Raw genomic sequence first — 14645 nt, 5'->3', positions numbered from 1 at the left:
TCCACCCCTGCTTCTATGCTGGCGCTGTTCGGGTGGGTTTTGCGCGGAGAGCCATGTACGCGTCGCTGATCGAGCACGTTGGGACGGGGAAGATGATTCGGCTCGATCGCCGTTTGTCGGGCGAGCCGTCGCTGCACGGGTACCTCCTTGGGCTCGGGCCGGAGCTCGGGCTCATCCACTGCTTCGATGACTTCGAGCCAGACGGCTACACGCTCTTCCGCCTGGAAGACGTGCTCGCCCACGAGCGCGGCGCCCACGAGGAGCACTGGGACCGGATGCTGGTCGGCGAAGGGCTGCTCGGCGGGCTGCGCTTGCCGTTCGAGGTCGACCTGCGTGGGTTCTCCGCGGCGCTTCGATCCATCCAGGCGCACCACGCGGACGTCATCATCGAGTGCGAGGACGAGGGCGACGACGACGGCGACTTTTACCTGGGTCGGCTGCTCGAGGTCGGGGAGGAGAACGTCCTTTTGCACTACGTGGACGCGCTCGGGCGCTGGGACGAGTCGCCGACGATGATCCCCGGCGAGCGGATCACGAAGGTGCAGTTCGACACGCCTTACCTGCGGCGCTTCATGCGGTACACGGCGCGGTTCCCGACGCACTGAGCCGGCCGTAGAGGTGCGCGTAGAGGCTCGCCGGGCGATCCCAGCCCGGCGCCGCGCGAAGGACGCGGCCGCGTAGGGACATGGCCCCGGGGCCGCCGAGGTGTGGGAGGGCGCGGCGGACCGCGAGGACGAGGGCGTCGGCGCTCAGCACGTCGAAGAGGAAGCCCGTGCCGCGGCCGGGGTGCGCGTCTTCGTCGAGGATCGTGTCCGCGAGGCCGCCCGTGCGGCGCGCGATGGGCACGACGCCGTAGCGCTGGGCCTCGAACTGCACGACGCCGCAGGGCTCGAAGCGGGAGGGCATGATCAAGAGGTCCGCCGCAGCGAGGAGGCGGCGCGCGAGCAGGTCGGGGACGGCGCCGAGGAAACGCGCATGCGCGGGGTGCGCGGCAGCCGCGGCGGCGAGGGATCGTTCGAGCGGGGCGTCGCCGGCGCCGGCGACGACGACGGTCGCGCCGACGCGGCAGAGGTCGGGGATCGCCGCCGCCACGAGGTCCGCGCCTTTCTGCGGGACGACGCGGCCGAGCGAGGCGACGAGCGGGCGCGCCGGGTCCATGTCGAGCCCGGTCTCGGCGAGGAAGGCGCGCTTGCAGAGCGCCTTGCCCGCGAGGTCGTCGGGGCCAAAAGGCGCAGCGAGGGCCGGGTCGCGCGCGGGATCCCAGGCGTCGAGGTCGATGCCGTTCGTGATGCCGAGGAGGCCGCGGCCGTCGCGGGAGGCGCGCGCGCGGAGCACGCCGTCGAGCAGCTCGCCGTGCGCAGGATCGAGGATCTCGCGCGCGTACGTGGGCGAGACCGTGGTGACGGCGTCGGCGGCGAGGAGGCCGGCCTTGAGGAGGTTCACGCGGCCGTGGAACTCGAGGGCGTCGGGGTGAAAGTGCGAGGGGCCGAGGCCGAGGAACGTGAGGGTCTCGGGCGGGAAGACGCCCTGGAAGGCGAGGTTGTGGATCGTGAGCACGGTGCGCGGGCGCGGGCCTCCGGCCTCGCGGAGGAGGTACGGGACGGCCGCGCCGGGCCAGTCGTGCACGTGGACGACGTCGAAGCCCGAGGCCATCGCGGCGGCCGCGCGCGCGAAGTGGGCAAAGCGGCGCGCAGTCGCATGCTCGCCGTCGCCCTCGCGGCCGTAGGTGCCGAGGTGCGCAGGGACGTCGGGGAGGACGACGACGCGGGCGCAGACGCCGGGCGCGAGGGAGATCTCGGGTTCGAGCCGAACGCCCGGCGGCGCAGGGAGGACGACGGTGACGTCATGCCCGAGGCGCGCGAGGGCACGGGCGAGGCCGGCGACGCCGTCCGCGATGCCGCCGAAGCGGACGAGGGGCGAAAGCTCGGCCGCGACGTGGAGGAGCTTCAAGGGCGGCTCAGGGCGGGCACTTGCCGCCACAATCCGCGGGGCAGGTGCACTGGTTCTCGCTCTTCGCGGTGCAGGTGCCATCGCCGCACGTGCCGGTGCAGGCGCCGCAATCCTGGAGGCAGTCCTGGCAGGTCTCGAAGGGCTGGCAGATGCCGTCGCCGCAGAAGCCGACGCAGTCCGCCCCGCAGGTGAGGGTCTCGCTGCAGTGGCAGATGCCGTCGCCGCACTTGGGGCCGCAGTCGCCGACGCAGCTCATGCACGTCTCGCCGGCCTCGCACGTGCCGTTGCCGCAACAAGCGCCGGTGCAGTCCTGCGCGCAGGTCAGGCAGGTCTCGCCGAAGTTGCAGACGCCGTCGCCGCAACAAGCGCCGCAGTCCGCCGCGCAGCTCTGGCAGGTCTCGCCGGTGCCGCAGGACTTGTTGCCGCAAACCTCGCCGCAGTCCTTGGGGCAGTTCGACTTCGTCTCGCCGGCCGAGCAGGTGCCGTTGCCGCAAGCGACAGGGCAATCCATCGGGCACTTGGCGTTGTTCTCGAAGTTCTGGCAGACGCCGTCGCCGCACGCGGGGCAAGCGCCGCAGTCTTCGACGCACGCGCCGCAGAGGACTTCCTGCGGTTCGCAGACGCCGTTGCCGCAGCAATCGCAGTCGTCGTAGCAGGTGGAGCACTTCTCGCCGAAGTTGCAGGCACCGTCGCCGCAACAAGCGCCGCAGTCCGCCGCGCAGTTCGAGCAGTTCTCGCCGAGGGTCGTGTCGCACTTGTCGTTCGGGCAGCAAGCGCCGCAGTCCGCCGAGCAGTTCGCGCAGTTCTCGCCGAAGCCCATGTCACACGTGCCGTTGCCGCAGCACACGCCGCAGTCGCCAGGGCAATTCGCGCACGTCTCGGTGCCTTCGCAGACGTCGTCGCCGCAGTTGCACGGGCAATCCTCGAGGCAGGTGCCACACGACTCGCCGGGGACACACGCGCCGTCGCCGCAGTTGACCTGCGGGATGCAAGCAGGCGTGCCGCTGCCCGGAGGGCTCTCCTCGCAGGCGTACCCCGTCGGGCAAGGGTGTTCGATGCAAACACACGGCAAGCTGAGCGGGACGACGCCCGTGGTGCCCGCAGGAAACTCGGTGAACATCATCTCCGCGCCAACGGTGTCGTCCTCCCGCGCAAGGTCGAACGTGGCCGACGCGCGATGCTTCGTGCCCTCAGGATCCGAGAGCGAGACACGGCGCGCAATCGGAAGCTCAGCCGCACTCGCAACAGAGATGGTCTCGGTAAAGTCGACGCGATCCCCGGTCTCGACCTGCACGGTGACGGAGCGAAGGCGCGCCGCACATTCGGTGCCGACCCCCATCACGAGCGTGACGTCGGTGGTCGCCGAAGGCGCGACATCACTGCCGCACTGCAAGCCGAACAAGGCAAGGAAAGTGGCAAGCGCAGCGACGACGGCGCCACGAAGCGCAAGAGGAGCAGGCACCCGGGACATGTCCCATCGTCGCGCCATTCGCAGGGCAGGCGCAATCCGCGAAGGCAGGCGTCGCGCGCTGGGGCTTCGCCCCAGACCCCACCAGGGGCTGTCCGCCCCTGGACCCGGACCAGCGAGGCGCTGGACCCAGGGTCGATGAACTGCGCGATGCGCAGTTCATCGAACAGCCAGGGGCAAGACCGGCGACGGGCCCGCCAACCAAAGCCGCAGCGCTGCCGGTTCAACGGGCAACGCACACGTCGCCAGGTTGAGAGCCCCCTCCATGGTCTTGCCACCGGCCCGTTGGAAGAACTGCGCGGAGCGCAGTTCTTCCACCCTCGGTCCAGGCCGTGCCTGGTCCGGGGTCGAGGGGGCGGACAGCCCCCCGCGGGGACCGGGGCAGCGCCCCGGCGCGACGCCTCAGCTCAGCTCCCGAGCGCGCAAGCCGAGGACAGCCTTGTGCCGCAGCACGTCGAAGCTCCGCACACCTGGCCTGTGGTGGAGAGGCCCGCGCCGCAGGAGAAGCCGGGTGCGCATCCGCATGAGGAGGGGCCCGCGTCGACGTCCCCGCCGTCGCTGTCGCCTGCGTCGTCGCCCGCGTCGTCGCCTGCGTCATCGTCGCCGGGGCCCGCGTCGGCGTCGTCGCATCCGCATACGGAGCCGACGTGGAAGACGAGCTTGCGCGTGGCGGCTTCGCAGAAGTCGGTGTCGATGGTCTGCACGTCGCCGAGGATGGGCGGGAGGGGCGAGGGGCAGGCGAACTCCTTGCCTGGCCCTGCGTTCTCCTGGCCCTTCAGGGTTGCGAACGAGAGGACCTCGATGTTGATGCGCTCGGAGGCGGGGTTGCCTGCGTCGCGCTTGAGGACGAAGCTCGCGGGGGCGTCGCCTGTGAGGTTCACGCAGAGCGCGGCGATCTCGGCGCTGCCTTTCGTCACGACGATGCGCGCGGCGCCGGGCTTTGCGGGGGTCTCTACGGGGATGAGCTCGACGAGGAGGTAACTCGGGTCTCCCGTCATGTCGGAGCCGCAGGCTGCGATGAGGGCGCCGGTGGCTGTGACGAGCGATGCGCCTGTGGCGAGGGCGAGGGCCGCGCGCCGGCGAGGACGGGGCGTTTCGCGAACGGCGTCGGGCATCAGAACCTCACGAGGGCGGGGAAGACGCGGTCGACGGTGCTCGGCGGGGGCCCGGCCGTGGCGGGCGTCTCGGGGCTCGTGACCAGCACGATCGTCGTCACGGCGGCTGCGCCGACCACGACGGCGCCGACGGTGCCCCAGAACCAGGGGCGCTTGTAGACGGGCGGGTCCTTGGGCTTGGGGGCTTCGGCGGCGGCGGCGCGCGGCGCGGTGAGCGTGAGCGTCTTGTCGTCTTGCGAGAGGGTCTTCGTGACCGTGGTCGTGTCGTGGCCCTTGGCGCCGATCACGAAGACGTGTTTGCCGGGATCGATCTCGGCGCGGCCGTCGGTGGCGAGCTTGATGGGCATGCCGTCGACGGTGACGTCTGCGTTCGCGGGGCTCGTCTGGAGCTCGATGCGGACGATCTTGCCGGAGACCTCTTCGCGCAGCTTGTCGATCTCCGTCTTGAGCGAGGGCTTGATGGGCACCTTGCGTATCTCGGCGTCGGTGACGGCGGCGTCGAGGGTGTCACGCGCCTCGACGTAACGGCCGAGGGCGCGGAGCGAGGCGGCGATGTTGAAGCGGACGCTCGTCGAGGGGCTGATGTCGTCGGACTTGCGGAAGGCCTCGAGGGCCTCGGTCCATTTGCCCTCGTCGCTGAGGGCGAGGCCCTGGTCGAAGAGGGCGCGCGCCTGGCGTTGCTCGGGCGTGGGTTTGGCGGGGCCTGCGCCGAGCGCGATGGGGGCGACGAGCAGACACGCGACGACGGGGGCGACGGCGAGCCATCGCAGTGGCGAACGGGGCATCAGTCGTAGCTCCGGACGAGAGGTCCGCCCTTCTTCGTCGGCGGAGGCGAGGACGTCGAGCCCGCCTTCGGGGCCGTCGCGCCCGCCTTTGCGGCAGGCTTGGCCGACCCGGCGAGCGGGTCCTGCGCGGCCGAGGACGAGGGCAGCGCGGCCGGGATCACCGAGGACGAGGGCGCAGGCACGAAGACGATGACCGACGCGGGCGCTGCGGCCGCGGTCTGCGTGTCGTCGCCGCCGCCGCTGCGCGTGCTGAGGAGGACGAACGCGCCGCCGCCGAGCAGGAGCGTGATGAACACGGCGAGGAAGACGTGGAGCATCGACAACGCGCCCCGCGGACGCGCGGACTCCAGACCAAGCGCCTGCGGGTCGCTCTGCGCGACGCCCGGGATCGACGCGCTCGTCGTGCCGCTTTGCTCCGGGCCGATCGCGAACGGCACGTAGCTGCTCGGCGCCGGGGTGTGCCCCTGCGGCCCGGGGATCTGCGGGACCTGCCCCGGCGAGAGCGTCCCGAGGCGCGCGCTCGGCGGGGCGGGCGTCGCGAGCTGCCCGGTGGGGTGCGACGGCGGCGTGAAGGAGCCCGGGGTCAGCGTGTGGATGCGCGGCGCCGAGCTCATCTGCGCGCGCGGCGTGTTGCTCGCCACGCGCGCGAGCAGGGCCTTCCGCCATGCGCAGCGGTCCGGGAAGGTCTCGGCGATCCACGCCGCGGCGGAGGCCGCGTCGTGCGGGGCGCCGCGGGCGCGCGCCCAGGCGCGGAGATCGTTCTCCACGGCGAGGGCCGTCGGATATCGCTCGGCCCGATCCCGCGCCATCGTGCGCATCACGATGGGATCGAGCGAGGCGTGGATCGCGTCGCGCACCTGGCTCGGCGGCTCCACGACCGCGCTCTGGAGCGCCATGATCGTCTCGAGATCCGAGTTCCGCGCGAAGGGCGAGTTGCCCGTGCAGAGCTCGTAGAGCATCACGCCGAGGCTGAAGACGTCGACGGTCCGATCGACGGCCGCGCCGCGGAACGTCTCGGGGGCCATATACGGGAGCTTTCCCTTCAGCTCGCCGTGCGAGGTCTGCACCATGCGCTGCTTCGCCTTCGCGACGCCGAAGTCGAAGAGCATCGGATGGCCCGCGTCCGAGAGGATCACGTTGGAGGTCGAGACGTCGCGGTGGATGATCTCCAGCGACTCGCCTTCGAGGTTCTTCGCCTCGTGCGCGGCGTGCAGCGCGGAGGCGACCTCGGCGCCGATCCACGCGACCATCCAGTCGGGGAACGCCGTGCCGTGGTTCTTCCGGATGTCCCGCAGCATGCGCTGCAGCGGATCGCCGTTCGCGTAGTCGAGGACGACGAAGTGGTTGCCCGTCTCGGAGCCGACGTCGATCGTCGAGATGATGTTCGGGTGCCGGATGGCCGCAGCGACGTTGGCCTCGTCGTGCAGCATCAGGATGAAGGTCTCGTCCTCGGCGAGGAACGGGTGGATGCGCTTGACCGCCACGGGCTTGACGAAGCCGCCGGGCGCGACGAAACGCGCGATGAAGACCTCACCCATGCCGCCGGACGCGAGTCGCTCTACGATCTCGTAGCGACCGAGGCGCTCGGGGACGTCCTGGGACTCCGACATGGGATCCCGAGGGTACACCTTTGCCGCTCTCGCCACAAACACCCGGCGTTGCGAGATCGGCAGTCTTTCGTTGGTCTGGCTGACCCGGCGGTCAGTGCTTCGCGTCGACGGCGCCGGGGCCGAGCAACGTGCCGCACATGGTCTTGCAGAGGATGTCGTGCGCGGCGCAGGTGCACTGGCCCTGCTTCTTCTGGTCGAGCTTCTTCTGCATCTCGGCGATGGTGAAGCCGGCCCGCTTCTCGACCTTCTGGACGGTCCACTTGTCCCGGATCTGCCACGGCGTACGAGCGTCGGTGGGTTTGCCGTCGGCCTCGGCGCAGCAACGGAAGCTCAGGAAATAATAATAAAAATCCTCGTCGTGTGTGTAGACCTTGGGGCGGCACTGGTTGCGGACGCCCTTGTACCAGGGGCCGCCGGTGTGGACGCTGTCGTAGAGCGCGTGCCGCGAGCCTTTGGGTTGCTCGCTCGCGACGACCTCGTCGGTGTTCGCCGGCATGTCGGCGACGCCAAAAGCGCTGATGCAATTCGGCTGCGAGCCGCTCGGGACGCCCTTCCAGAGGCGCGCGAGCTCGTCTCCGTCCCGCGCCGCGACCTTCTTCATGTTGGGATCGTCCCAGAGGTGGTCACCGTTGCACTTGGCCGCGTCGCGCACGTAGCCGTGCGGGAACGGCTTCATCTCGGGGCCCTCGCAGGCGAAGTTCCACTCGGACTCGGTGCACATGCGCTTGCCCACGGAGGCGCACTTGATCTGCGCCTGGTGGAAGCGGTTCATGACCTCGGGCCGCACGCCCTTCTGGTTCGGCCATTCGTAGGTGTCGACGCAGTAGCGCTTCTTCACCTTCTTGCCGACGCATTTGCTCGTCGGCTCGAACTCCTCGCACACGGTCTTCTTGTTCGATTTGTCGAACCAGCTCTTCTTGCACTTGTGCTCGACCTCGGTGCAGTACTCGCCCTCGACGAGCTGCATGTCGGGCGGGCACGCCGAAGGCTCGGCCGAAGGCACGGGCGTGGGCGCAGGCGTGGCCATGGCGCTCGTCGCCGGCGCAGGCTCGGCCGTCTTGCCCGTCGCGTCCGGGGGCGCCGCGTCGGCGGGCTTTTCGGTGGGGATGGCGGCCGCAGGGGGCGGCGCGGGAGGCGGGGGCGGCGGCGGAGAGCCGCCCATCACGGGCTCGGGAGCAGCGGCGGAACACGCGGCGACGAAGACGAGGGCCGCGACGATCGAAGGGAGGGACGAGACGATCCGCATACCCGCCCTCCCATAGTCGAGCGGGGATCGGGCGCCAGCCTCATTTCGGCGGGACGGGCGGCTCGTCGTCGGGCTGGATGCAAGCCGAGAGGTCGAAGAGCATGAAGAGCAGCGCCTCCTCCTGCGGCGAGAGATCCGTCGTCTTGCACCCGTTCGGGAACGCAGCGCCGATCTCGTCGCCCGAGGAGACGTGAATGTCGCTGAAGACGACGCGGCCGCACTGGTTTTCCTCGGGCACGCCGATGGGCGTGTTGAACGTGAGGTACTGGACCGAGCCCGGGTTTTCTCCGTAGATCCAGCGGCGCGAGACGGCCGGATTGACCTCGTCGACCGTGTGTTGTCCTTCCTTGATGACGAGCTCGCCGGGGGTGGTCGAGGCGTTGACGTTGACGAGCCAGTCGCGGAGCGCGGCGCCCTTGGGGAAGGTGTCGTCGATCTTCGCGGTGAAGGGGTTCGCGAGGTCGGCCTGGTGGTTGAAGACGGCCGTGTCCGGGAAGGGATCGGGGCCTTCTTCGAGCCAGTAGTTGTGCCAGTGCGAGGCGAAGATACGCCCGCCCTGGGAGGCGTAATCGAACATGGCTTGCCGCGCGGCCTGGGGCTTTTGTGAGCCGTTCTGGGCGGCCTCGCAGGCCATGAGGACGACGTCGTACTTCTTGAGGCTGTCGACGTTGGCCCAGAGCGTGGTGGCGGCGGCGAACGAGGCACCGCCGTTGAGCGACGCGGCGTACTTGTTCGAGCCGCCCGGCCCCGCGAAGAGCTGGACGCGGCCATTGCCGTCCGCAGGCGTGAACTCGGCGTCGTCGATGCCGATCTTGCGCAGGAGGCACTCGAGCGGATCGGCGCCGCCCGTGGTGAGCGCGATCCGCGGGAGATCGCCCTCGGACTGGTTGCGCGGCAGGCGCGTGACGTTGGCGTCGGTGAGCGGGTTGTCGACGCACTCGACGACGTCGGGCAGGACGATCTGCCGGCGCCACTTGCCGACCTGGATCACGAGCGGGATGTCCTTGCCGACGGGGACGTCCTCCAGAACGAACCTGCCTTGGGTGTCCGTCAGCGCGGTGACCACCGGGTCACCGGAGAGCACGGAGCCGCATTGATCGCAGCTCGCGCCTTCGGGGAGCGGCTTGAGCGGCTCGTTCGGGATGTAGACGGTGACGTTGTAGAGCGGGGTTTTGCCGGCCGGATCGTAGACCTTGCCGGTCACCGTGGTCTTGGCGCCGCCCGCGCAGTTCACCTGCTGGCATTCGAGGTTCGAGCAGGGGGGCCCGCCGCCCGTGAAGATGCCGCCGACGCCGTCGGCGCCGGTGCCGCCCTGGCCCATGCCGCCCATGCCGCCCTGGGCCGTGCCCGCCGATCCGCCCGAGCCAGTGGGTGTGGAGCTGCCACCCCCACCACAAGCGCCCGCCGAAAGCCCGACGAGGATCGCCAAGGTCGCGCCGATCCCCACGCAAACCGCGTGTTTGCCTCTCATGTTGCTGCCTCTCTCCCGGCGCCGCGGCGCCAAGCAAAGAACCCGAGCGAGGGCCGAGCGAGGCAGCGATCGCAGCTCACCCGGCCGTCCGCATTCTGCATCAGCCGGGAGAGCGCCGCATCGCCGTCACGTGACGGACAGGAGATGCGACCTTCGGAGGACGCCGCCTCGAAGGGGAGGCAGCGTCCGGGGAGTGAATCGTAGTGCCCAGGGTCGGAATCGAACCAACCACACGCGGATTTTCAATCCGCTGCTCTACCAACTGAGCTACCTGGGCGAGGTCCGCGTTCGCTCTGACGAGCTGCGCAGGCCGCGTACGTTACGCGGAACGTCACCTAAGTCAAGCGTCCAATCGTTCTTCCGCGACAACTTTTTCATCTGCGGGGACGGGCAGCAGGTTCGGGGCCTCCGTCGAAGGGTGTTTCGCGGGGTGTTTCGCGGGGGTTTCCGCGGGGGTTTCCACAAGGGCGTCGATCGGCGCCGGGGGCTCGGCGTCGTCATCGGCAGGAGATGCGGGGAGCGAGGCCGGGACGACAGGCTCGTTCGTCGTCCGAGGGAGGACACGATCGACGTGGCGGAGGGCCGACGCGAGCCAGGAGGCGCGGAGGAACAAGACCGCCAGCACGGATGCTTGGTGCACCAAGAAGGCGGCGAAGACCTGCGTCTTGCGCTCGACGCCGATGCGGGAGCCGAGGACGACCGCGGCGCCGAGGAGCACGGCGCCGAGCGCAGCGCGCCAGGACCAGCCGGCGAGGAGCGCGAGCGGCGCGCTGCGAACGGCTTCGAAGGCGCGCTTGATGGAGGCGCGCATGCCGAGCTCACCACGGACGGCCGCGGCACGCGCGACGTCGTGGAAGACGGAGACGAGCAGGACGAGGACGATCGCGGCGGCGACGAAGCCGATGCGCACCTGATCCGCGGCGCGCAGGTCGATCGTCTCGCGGCGCGCGACGGCGTTGCCGATGGCGATCAGCACGCCGCCGAGGAGCGCCTCGACGAGCGCCGCAGCGCCGAGCAGGAGCGAGAAGGTGCCGAGGGGGCGGAGCGCCCACGCGCCGAGATCACGGGCAACGACGCGGCCCTTCGCGCCGAGCGCGCCGAGGAGCGCAGCGAGCGGCAAGAGGCCGAGGAAGCTGACGAGGACGAGGAGCAGGAGCGTGCTCGCGGTCGCAGGGCGGAGGCCTCCGCTCGAACGGCGCAACGCTTCGAGGAGGAGCAGGCCGCCTTGATCGAAGAGGACGGCGTCGCCGCGCGGGTAGCCGGCGACGGCGCCGCCGAGCGTGACGGCGAAGGGCCACGCGAGCAGGAAGGCCGCGACGAGGCGGAAGGCGTAGACGAGCAACACGACGCCGGGGCGCCTGCGCGCGAGAGGTCTCTCTTCGATCGTGCCTTGCGCGTGGTTCATGGTGCTCACGGAGCGAGGAGCCAGAGGAGGAGCTCGGCGCCGAACATGCCACGCTCGAGCACACGCGAGCCGACCCCGCCGCCTCGCTCGTTCTGCGCATTGTTCAAGAGGTCGTCGTCGAGCAGCACGCGATGCTCGGGATCGATGACGGCCCCGACGAGCCGAAGCTCGCCCTCGTAGTCGACCTCGTGCGTGACGCCCTTGCCGTCCCAGCGCACGCGCTTCGTCGAGCCGTCCTCCATCACGAGATCGATGTCGACGGGGAAGACGAGCGTGCCGCGGCGCCGGACGAGGACCCGGCCGCGGTAGCCGTACGTGTCGAGCACGGGCGCGGCGGAGGGCTTGTCCGGATCGCCGAAGAGGCCGCCGAGCGGCGCCATCCGGTTCGAGCTGATCTCGGCGACGGAGTAGTCGACCCAGCCGCGCTCGAAGATCGCCTGGCGCGCGGTGAGCTCGGCGTCGGGCCCGAGCGTGTCGCGGAGGACGCCGAGGAGCTCTTCGGGCCCAGGGTGGCGGAAGCGGTAGCGGCGCGTGTAACGGCCGATCGCCTCGCGGACGCGGTCGGGGCCGTAGACGCCCGCGAGCGTGTTCAAGATGGTGCCCGTGCGCGAGTAAACGAGCGAGCCGTAGTCGCTGCCGCTCGCGAAGCGCGCGGCGGACTGCGCGACGGCCTCGTTGTGCTCGACCTCGGCGGCGGCGACGCGGTAGGCCGAGGGGAGCGCGACGCCGAAGCCCCCCGGCAAGCGCAGCGCCGAGTTGCCGGGCCAGCGCGCCTCCATGGACTCGCCTTCCGCGTACGTGTTGAGGCCCTCGTCGAGGAACGGGAAGGCATGCTCGTTCGTCGCGACGAGCCCGTAGAACCACTGATGCCCGAGCTCGTGGAGGGTCACGCCCTCGATGGCGCGCGCGCCCGTCTCGGGTGTCCACCACGCGCCGCCCGTGGTGATCAGCGTGGGGTACTCCATGCCGCCAGCCTCGCCGGCGCCGCGCGGCGGATGCACGATCGTGACCGTGCCGTACGGATACTTTCCGTACGCCGCGCCGAAGTGCTCGAGCCCGAACCGGACCGCGTCGAGCTCGAGCGTCGCGATGCGATCGAAGCCCGGCGGATAGAGGCAACGAAGCGCGACGCCGTCCGCCGTCGTCGCCGTGACCTCGCGGAAATGATCCCACGCGGTGAACGCGAAGTCGTGCACGTCCTCCTGCAGGAAGCGGCGCTCGATACGGCCGCCGTTCGTGGTCTCCTTGTCGAGCCTGCCGGTCGCGCCGATGACGTAGCCCTCGGGCGCGTCGATCGTGACGTCGTAGTTGCCGTAATCCGCGTAAAACTCCGAGAAGCGATAGAACGGGAAGTGCGCCCAGCGCCCGTCGGGCTCGATCTTCGCGAGCTTGGGGAACCACTGCGCGACCATGTGGAAGCTGTCGTCGAACCCGGTCCGCAGCGTGACGCTCGGCAGATCGGAGACGAACGCGACGTCGAGCGTGAGCGTCTCGCCAGGCTCGATCGCGCGCGGCAAGGGCACGCGGATGTCGGTCTCGTCGTCGGGATCGCCGGGCGTGTGGCGATCGGCCTTGTCCCAAAGCTCGCTGTCGAGCTCGCGCGCGAAGAGCTTCGAGACGCGGATCCAGCCGTAGTCGGCGAGCGCGCCGCCGCCGCGGAAGCCGCGCGCGCGCTGCCGCATGTAGTTCGTCTTCTCGTTCTTGAAGGCGTTCAGGTAGAGGTGCAGCCAGATCTCGCGCTGCGGGATGCGCGAGGCGTTGCGCCAGACGATCGTGCCTTCGCCACGCACCTGGTGGAGCGTCTGATCGAGCGTGGCGCGCAGCGTGTAACTCGCGACGGGATCGGCGTGCGCGGCCATGGGCTCGGCGGCGAACGCAGGGAGCGCGCCGGAGCCAGCGTTGCTCGGAGGGATCACGGCCTCGGCGAGCTCGACGCCCGCCGCCGCGGGAGGCTCTGCCGAGACGCTCGTGGTCGCCGCGAGCGCCGCGCCGTAGGTCGCGCCGAGGCCCACGGCGATGGCGAGGGCCGTCCGGCCCCACCCACCCCGCCCCCCCTGTCGTTGGTTCATCGTCTTCCTCTCGGGAACGTCGCGAGGTCGAGCCTGTGCGCCACGAGCAGATCGTGGACGACCCGCAGCACCTCGATCGTCGGCAGGCCCGTGGCGCCGATGATGTCTTCGATCGAGGCCACGCCGTCGATCGACGCGACGATCATGCGCCCCCGCTCGTCGAGGCCACGCGCGAGCTCCTCGACGGAGGCCTTGAGCCGCGGCACGAGGCTCGTCTCGCCGATGCGCGCCATGTACTTCTGCTTCAGCATCTGCCGAGAGCTCTCGGCGTAGCTGAATGCGCCGATGTTGTCCGGCGCGTCCGCGAGGATCGCCTCCGCGAGCGCGAGCGCGGCGCGATGATCCCCAGCCTCGTAACGCGCACGCACCTCGTTGAGCCGCTCGCTCACGGGCACGCTCGGCACGGGCGAGGAGCGCTCGCCCGACATGAGCGATTCGGCGCTGCGTGATCCCGTCTCGGATCCACGCCTGCGGTGCGACGGACGTCCTGCGTTGCTCGGCGGCGCAGGCGGCGGCGCATCCATCGTGGGCTTCACGGTCCGCGGCGGCGTGAGGCGTGACGCGATGCGTGGACGCTCGTCGATCGGGCGAGGGCGAGGTGTCTCCTCGGGCGTCGGCGTCGGCGTCGGCGTCGGCATCGGCGCAGGCACACGCGCGCGCACGGGTTCGTCCGCCGGGCGTGAGCGCGGGGGTTCCGTCGGGTGCGAGCGCGGAGGTTCTTCCGTCGGGCGCGAGCGCGGCGGCTCGGTTTCGCGCGTCCGCGGCGGCGGCTCGGTCTCGATCGTGTCGCGCGCGCGAAAGAACTCCACGCCGAGCTCTTCGAACACGGCGTCCGCGGTGTCGAGCGCGCGCGCCGTGAGCGACGACGACGACTCGCGCGCAGCGATGCCGCGATAGAGCGGCTCGTGCTCTTCGAGCAGCCCGGGGGCCACGCCCGGGAGCGTGTCCTGATCGAGCATCGGCGGCGGCATCGTGGCGAGATCGTCCTGCCGCATGTCGAGCGTGTCGTCGCCGCGCGGCGGCATCGTTTTCGCGTCGTCCCGCTGCGGCGGCTCGGTGTCGTCGCCGCGCGGCGGGATCGTCTTCGCCTCGTGGAGCGGACGCGGCGGGATCGTGTCGTCCCCGCGCGGCGGGATCGTCTTCGCGTCGTCGCCGCGCGGCCGCACCGTGTCCACGTCGCTCGCCGGCGGCGGGATCGTCTCGGCGGCCGCGGAGCCCGCGCGTGGTTCGTCGCTCGCCTCGGGCCGCATCATCTGCGCGACGAGCTGCTCCATGGGAACGGGCGGCGGCAACGTCTCGCGCTCCTGGATGAACTCCGGCAGCGGCTCGGCGTCGCCAAACGAGACAGAGACGACGGGCTGCGGCGGACGCACGGTGTCGCCGGCGAGGCCGAGGCCCCGCGGCACGACAGGCTTGCGCGCTCCGCGATCCGCGGCGCCCTTGCCTTCCGGGCCCTGTCCCTGGTCTCCGGTCTCTTCGTTCGATCGTTCGGGAGGCTTTTGCGACATCACACCCCGACCAAGCGT

Annotated in this window: 11 protein-coding genes and 1 tRNA gene; 1 reads left to right on the top strand and 11 read right to left on the bottom strand. The window is 70.7% G+C overall.

What is annotated here, in order from left to right:
- The first annotated feature begins 53 nt into the window (after positions 1–53).
- The gene (locus tag QHF89_RS22420; protein WP_136968040.1) at positions 54–605 is read left to right on the top strand and encodes a hypothetical protein; all 552 of its coding nucleotides are present in this window, start codon (positions 54–56) and stop codon (positions 603–605) included.
- Here QHF89_RS22420 and QHF89_RS22415 read toward each other — a convergent pair.
- From QHF89_RS22415 to QHF89_RS22365, 11 genes are all read right to left on the bottom strand, one after another.
- Positions 571–1950 carry a glycogen synthase gene (locus QHF89_RS22415; protein WP_136968039.1) on the bottom strand — a complete coding sequence of 460 codons (1380 nt, stop codon included), beginning with the start codon at positions 1948–1950 and terminating at the stop codon, positions 571–573. The two genes, QHF89_RS22420 and QHF89_RS22415, sit on opposite strands and share 35 nt — an antisense overlap.
- Positions 1951–1957: 7 nt before the next feature.
- On the bottom strand, positions 1958–3352 hold the full coding sequence (locus tag QHF89_RS22410) for a solute carrier organic anion transporter (RefSeq protein ID WP_136968038.1): 1395 nt from the start codon (positions 3350–3352) through the stop codon (positions 1958–1960).
- A gap of 473 nt (positions 3353–3825) precedes the next feature.
- Positions 3826–4533, bottom strand: coding sequence for a hypothetical protein (locus tag QHF89_RS22405; protein ID WP_136968037.1), 708 nt, complete (start codon positions 4531–4533; stop codon positions 3826–3828).
- Positions 4533–5318 carry a tetratricopeptide repeat protein gene (locus tag QHF89_RS22400; RefSeq protein ID WP_136968036.1) on the bottom strand — a complete coding sequence of 262 codons (786 nt, stop codon included), beginning with the start codon at positions 5316–5318 and terminating at the stop codon, positions 4533–4535. Before QHF89_RS22400 ends, QHF89_RS22405 begins: the two co-directional genes overlap by 1 nt.
- Complete coding sequence (locus QHF89_RS22395) at positions 5318–6928, bottom strand: serine/threonine protein kinase (protein WP_136968035.1); 1611 nt, start codon at positions 6926–6928, stop codon at positions 5318–5320. The genes QHF89_RS22400 and QHF89_RS22395 overlap by 1 nt, the downstream gene beginning before the upstream one ends.
- A gap of 91 nt (positions 6929–7019) precedes the next feature.
- On the bottom strand, positions 7020–8174 hold the full coding sequence (locus QHF89_RS22390; RefSeq protein ID WP_136968034.1) for an SUMF1/EgtB/PvdO family nonheme iron enzyme: 1155 nt from the start codon (positions 8172–8174) through the stop codon (positions 7020–7022).
- Between the two features lie 40 nt (positions 8175–8214).
- Positions 8215–9645, bottom strand: a complete 1431-nt coding sequence (locus QHF89_RS22385; RefSeq protein WP_136968033.1) for a carboxypeptidase-like regulatory domain-containing protein — start codon at positions 9643–9645, stop codon at positions 8215–8217.
- Between the two features lie 204 nt (positions 9646–9849).
- Positions 9850–9922 (bottom strand) — tRNA-Phe (locus QHF89_RS22380).
- Between the two features lie 63 nt (positions 9923–9985).
- Positions 9986–11050, bottom strand: coding sequence for a hypothetical protein (locus tag QHF89_RS22375; protein WP_284720801.1), 1065 nt, complete (start codon positions 11048–11050; stop codon positions 9986–9988).
- Between the two features lie 5 nt (positions 11051–11055).
- Positions 11056–13119, bottom strand: coding sequence for a M1 family metallopeptidase (locus tag QHF89_RS22370; RefSeq protein ID WP_284720800.1), 2064 nt, complete (start codon positions 13117–13119; stop codon positions 11056–11058).
- Positions 13116–14627: a hypothetical protein gene (locus tag QHF89_RS22365; protein WP_136968030.1), complete on the bottom strand. Its 1512-nt coding sequence runs from the start codon at positions 14625–14627 to the stop codon at positions 13116–13118. Before QHF89_RS22365 ends, QHF89_RS22370 begins: the two co-directional genes overlap by 4 nt.
- Positions 14628–14645 lie beyond the last annotated feature (18 nt).

It is taken from the genome of Polyangium sorediatum, from assembly GCF_029946465.1.
Classification (GTDB): domain Bacteria; phylum Myxococcota_A; class Polyangia; order Polyangiales; family Polyangiaceae; genus Polyangium; species Polyangium fumosum.
Note: the sequence above shows the minus strand (reverse complement) of the source record. Positions and strands in the feature narration are given on the sequence as shown.

Excerpts from the sequence above, each read along its gene's own strand:
- QHF89_RS22400 (WP_136968036.1), bottom strand. The coding sequence starts at position 5,318 with ATGCCCCGTTCGCCACTGCGATGGCTCGCCGTCGCCCCCGTCGTCGCG.
- QHF89_RS22370 (WP_284720800.1), bottom strand. The coding sequence starts at position 13,119 with ATGAACCAACGACAGGGGGGGCGGGGTGGGTGGGGCCGGACGGCCCTC.
- QHF89_RS22390 (WP_136968034.1), bottom strand. The coding sequence starts at position 8,174 with ATGCGGATCGTCTCGTCCCTCCCTTCGATCGTCGCGGCCCTCGTCTTC.
- QHF89_RS22405 (WP_136968037.1), bottom strand. The coding sequence starts at position 4,533 with ATGCCCGACGCCGTTCGCGAAACGCCCCGTCCTCGCCGGCGCGCGGCC.
- QHF89_RS22365 (WP_136968030.1), bottom strand. The coding sequence starts at position 14,627 with ATGTCGCAAAAGCCTCCCGAACGATCGAACGAAGAGACCGGAGACCAG.
- QHF89_RS22375 (WP_284720801.1), bottom strand. The coding sequence starts at position 11,050 with ATGAACCACGCGCAAGGCACGATCGAAGAGAGACCTCTCGCGCGCAGG.
- QHF89_RS22395 (WP_136968035.1), bottom strand. The coding sequence starts at position 6,928 with ATGTCGGAGTCCCAGGACGTCCCCGAGCGCCTCGGTCGCTACGAGATC.
- QHF89_RS22420 (WP_136968040.1), top strand. The coding sequence starts at position 54 with ATGTACGCGTCGCTGATCGAGCACGTTGGGACGGGGAAGATGATTCGG.
- QHF89_RS22385 (WP_136968033.1), bottom strand. The coding sequence starts at position 9,645 with ATGAGAGGCAAACACGCGGTTTGCGTGGGGATCGGCGCGACCTTGGCG.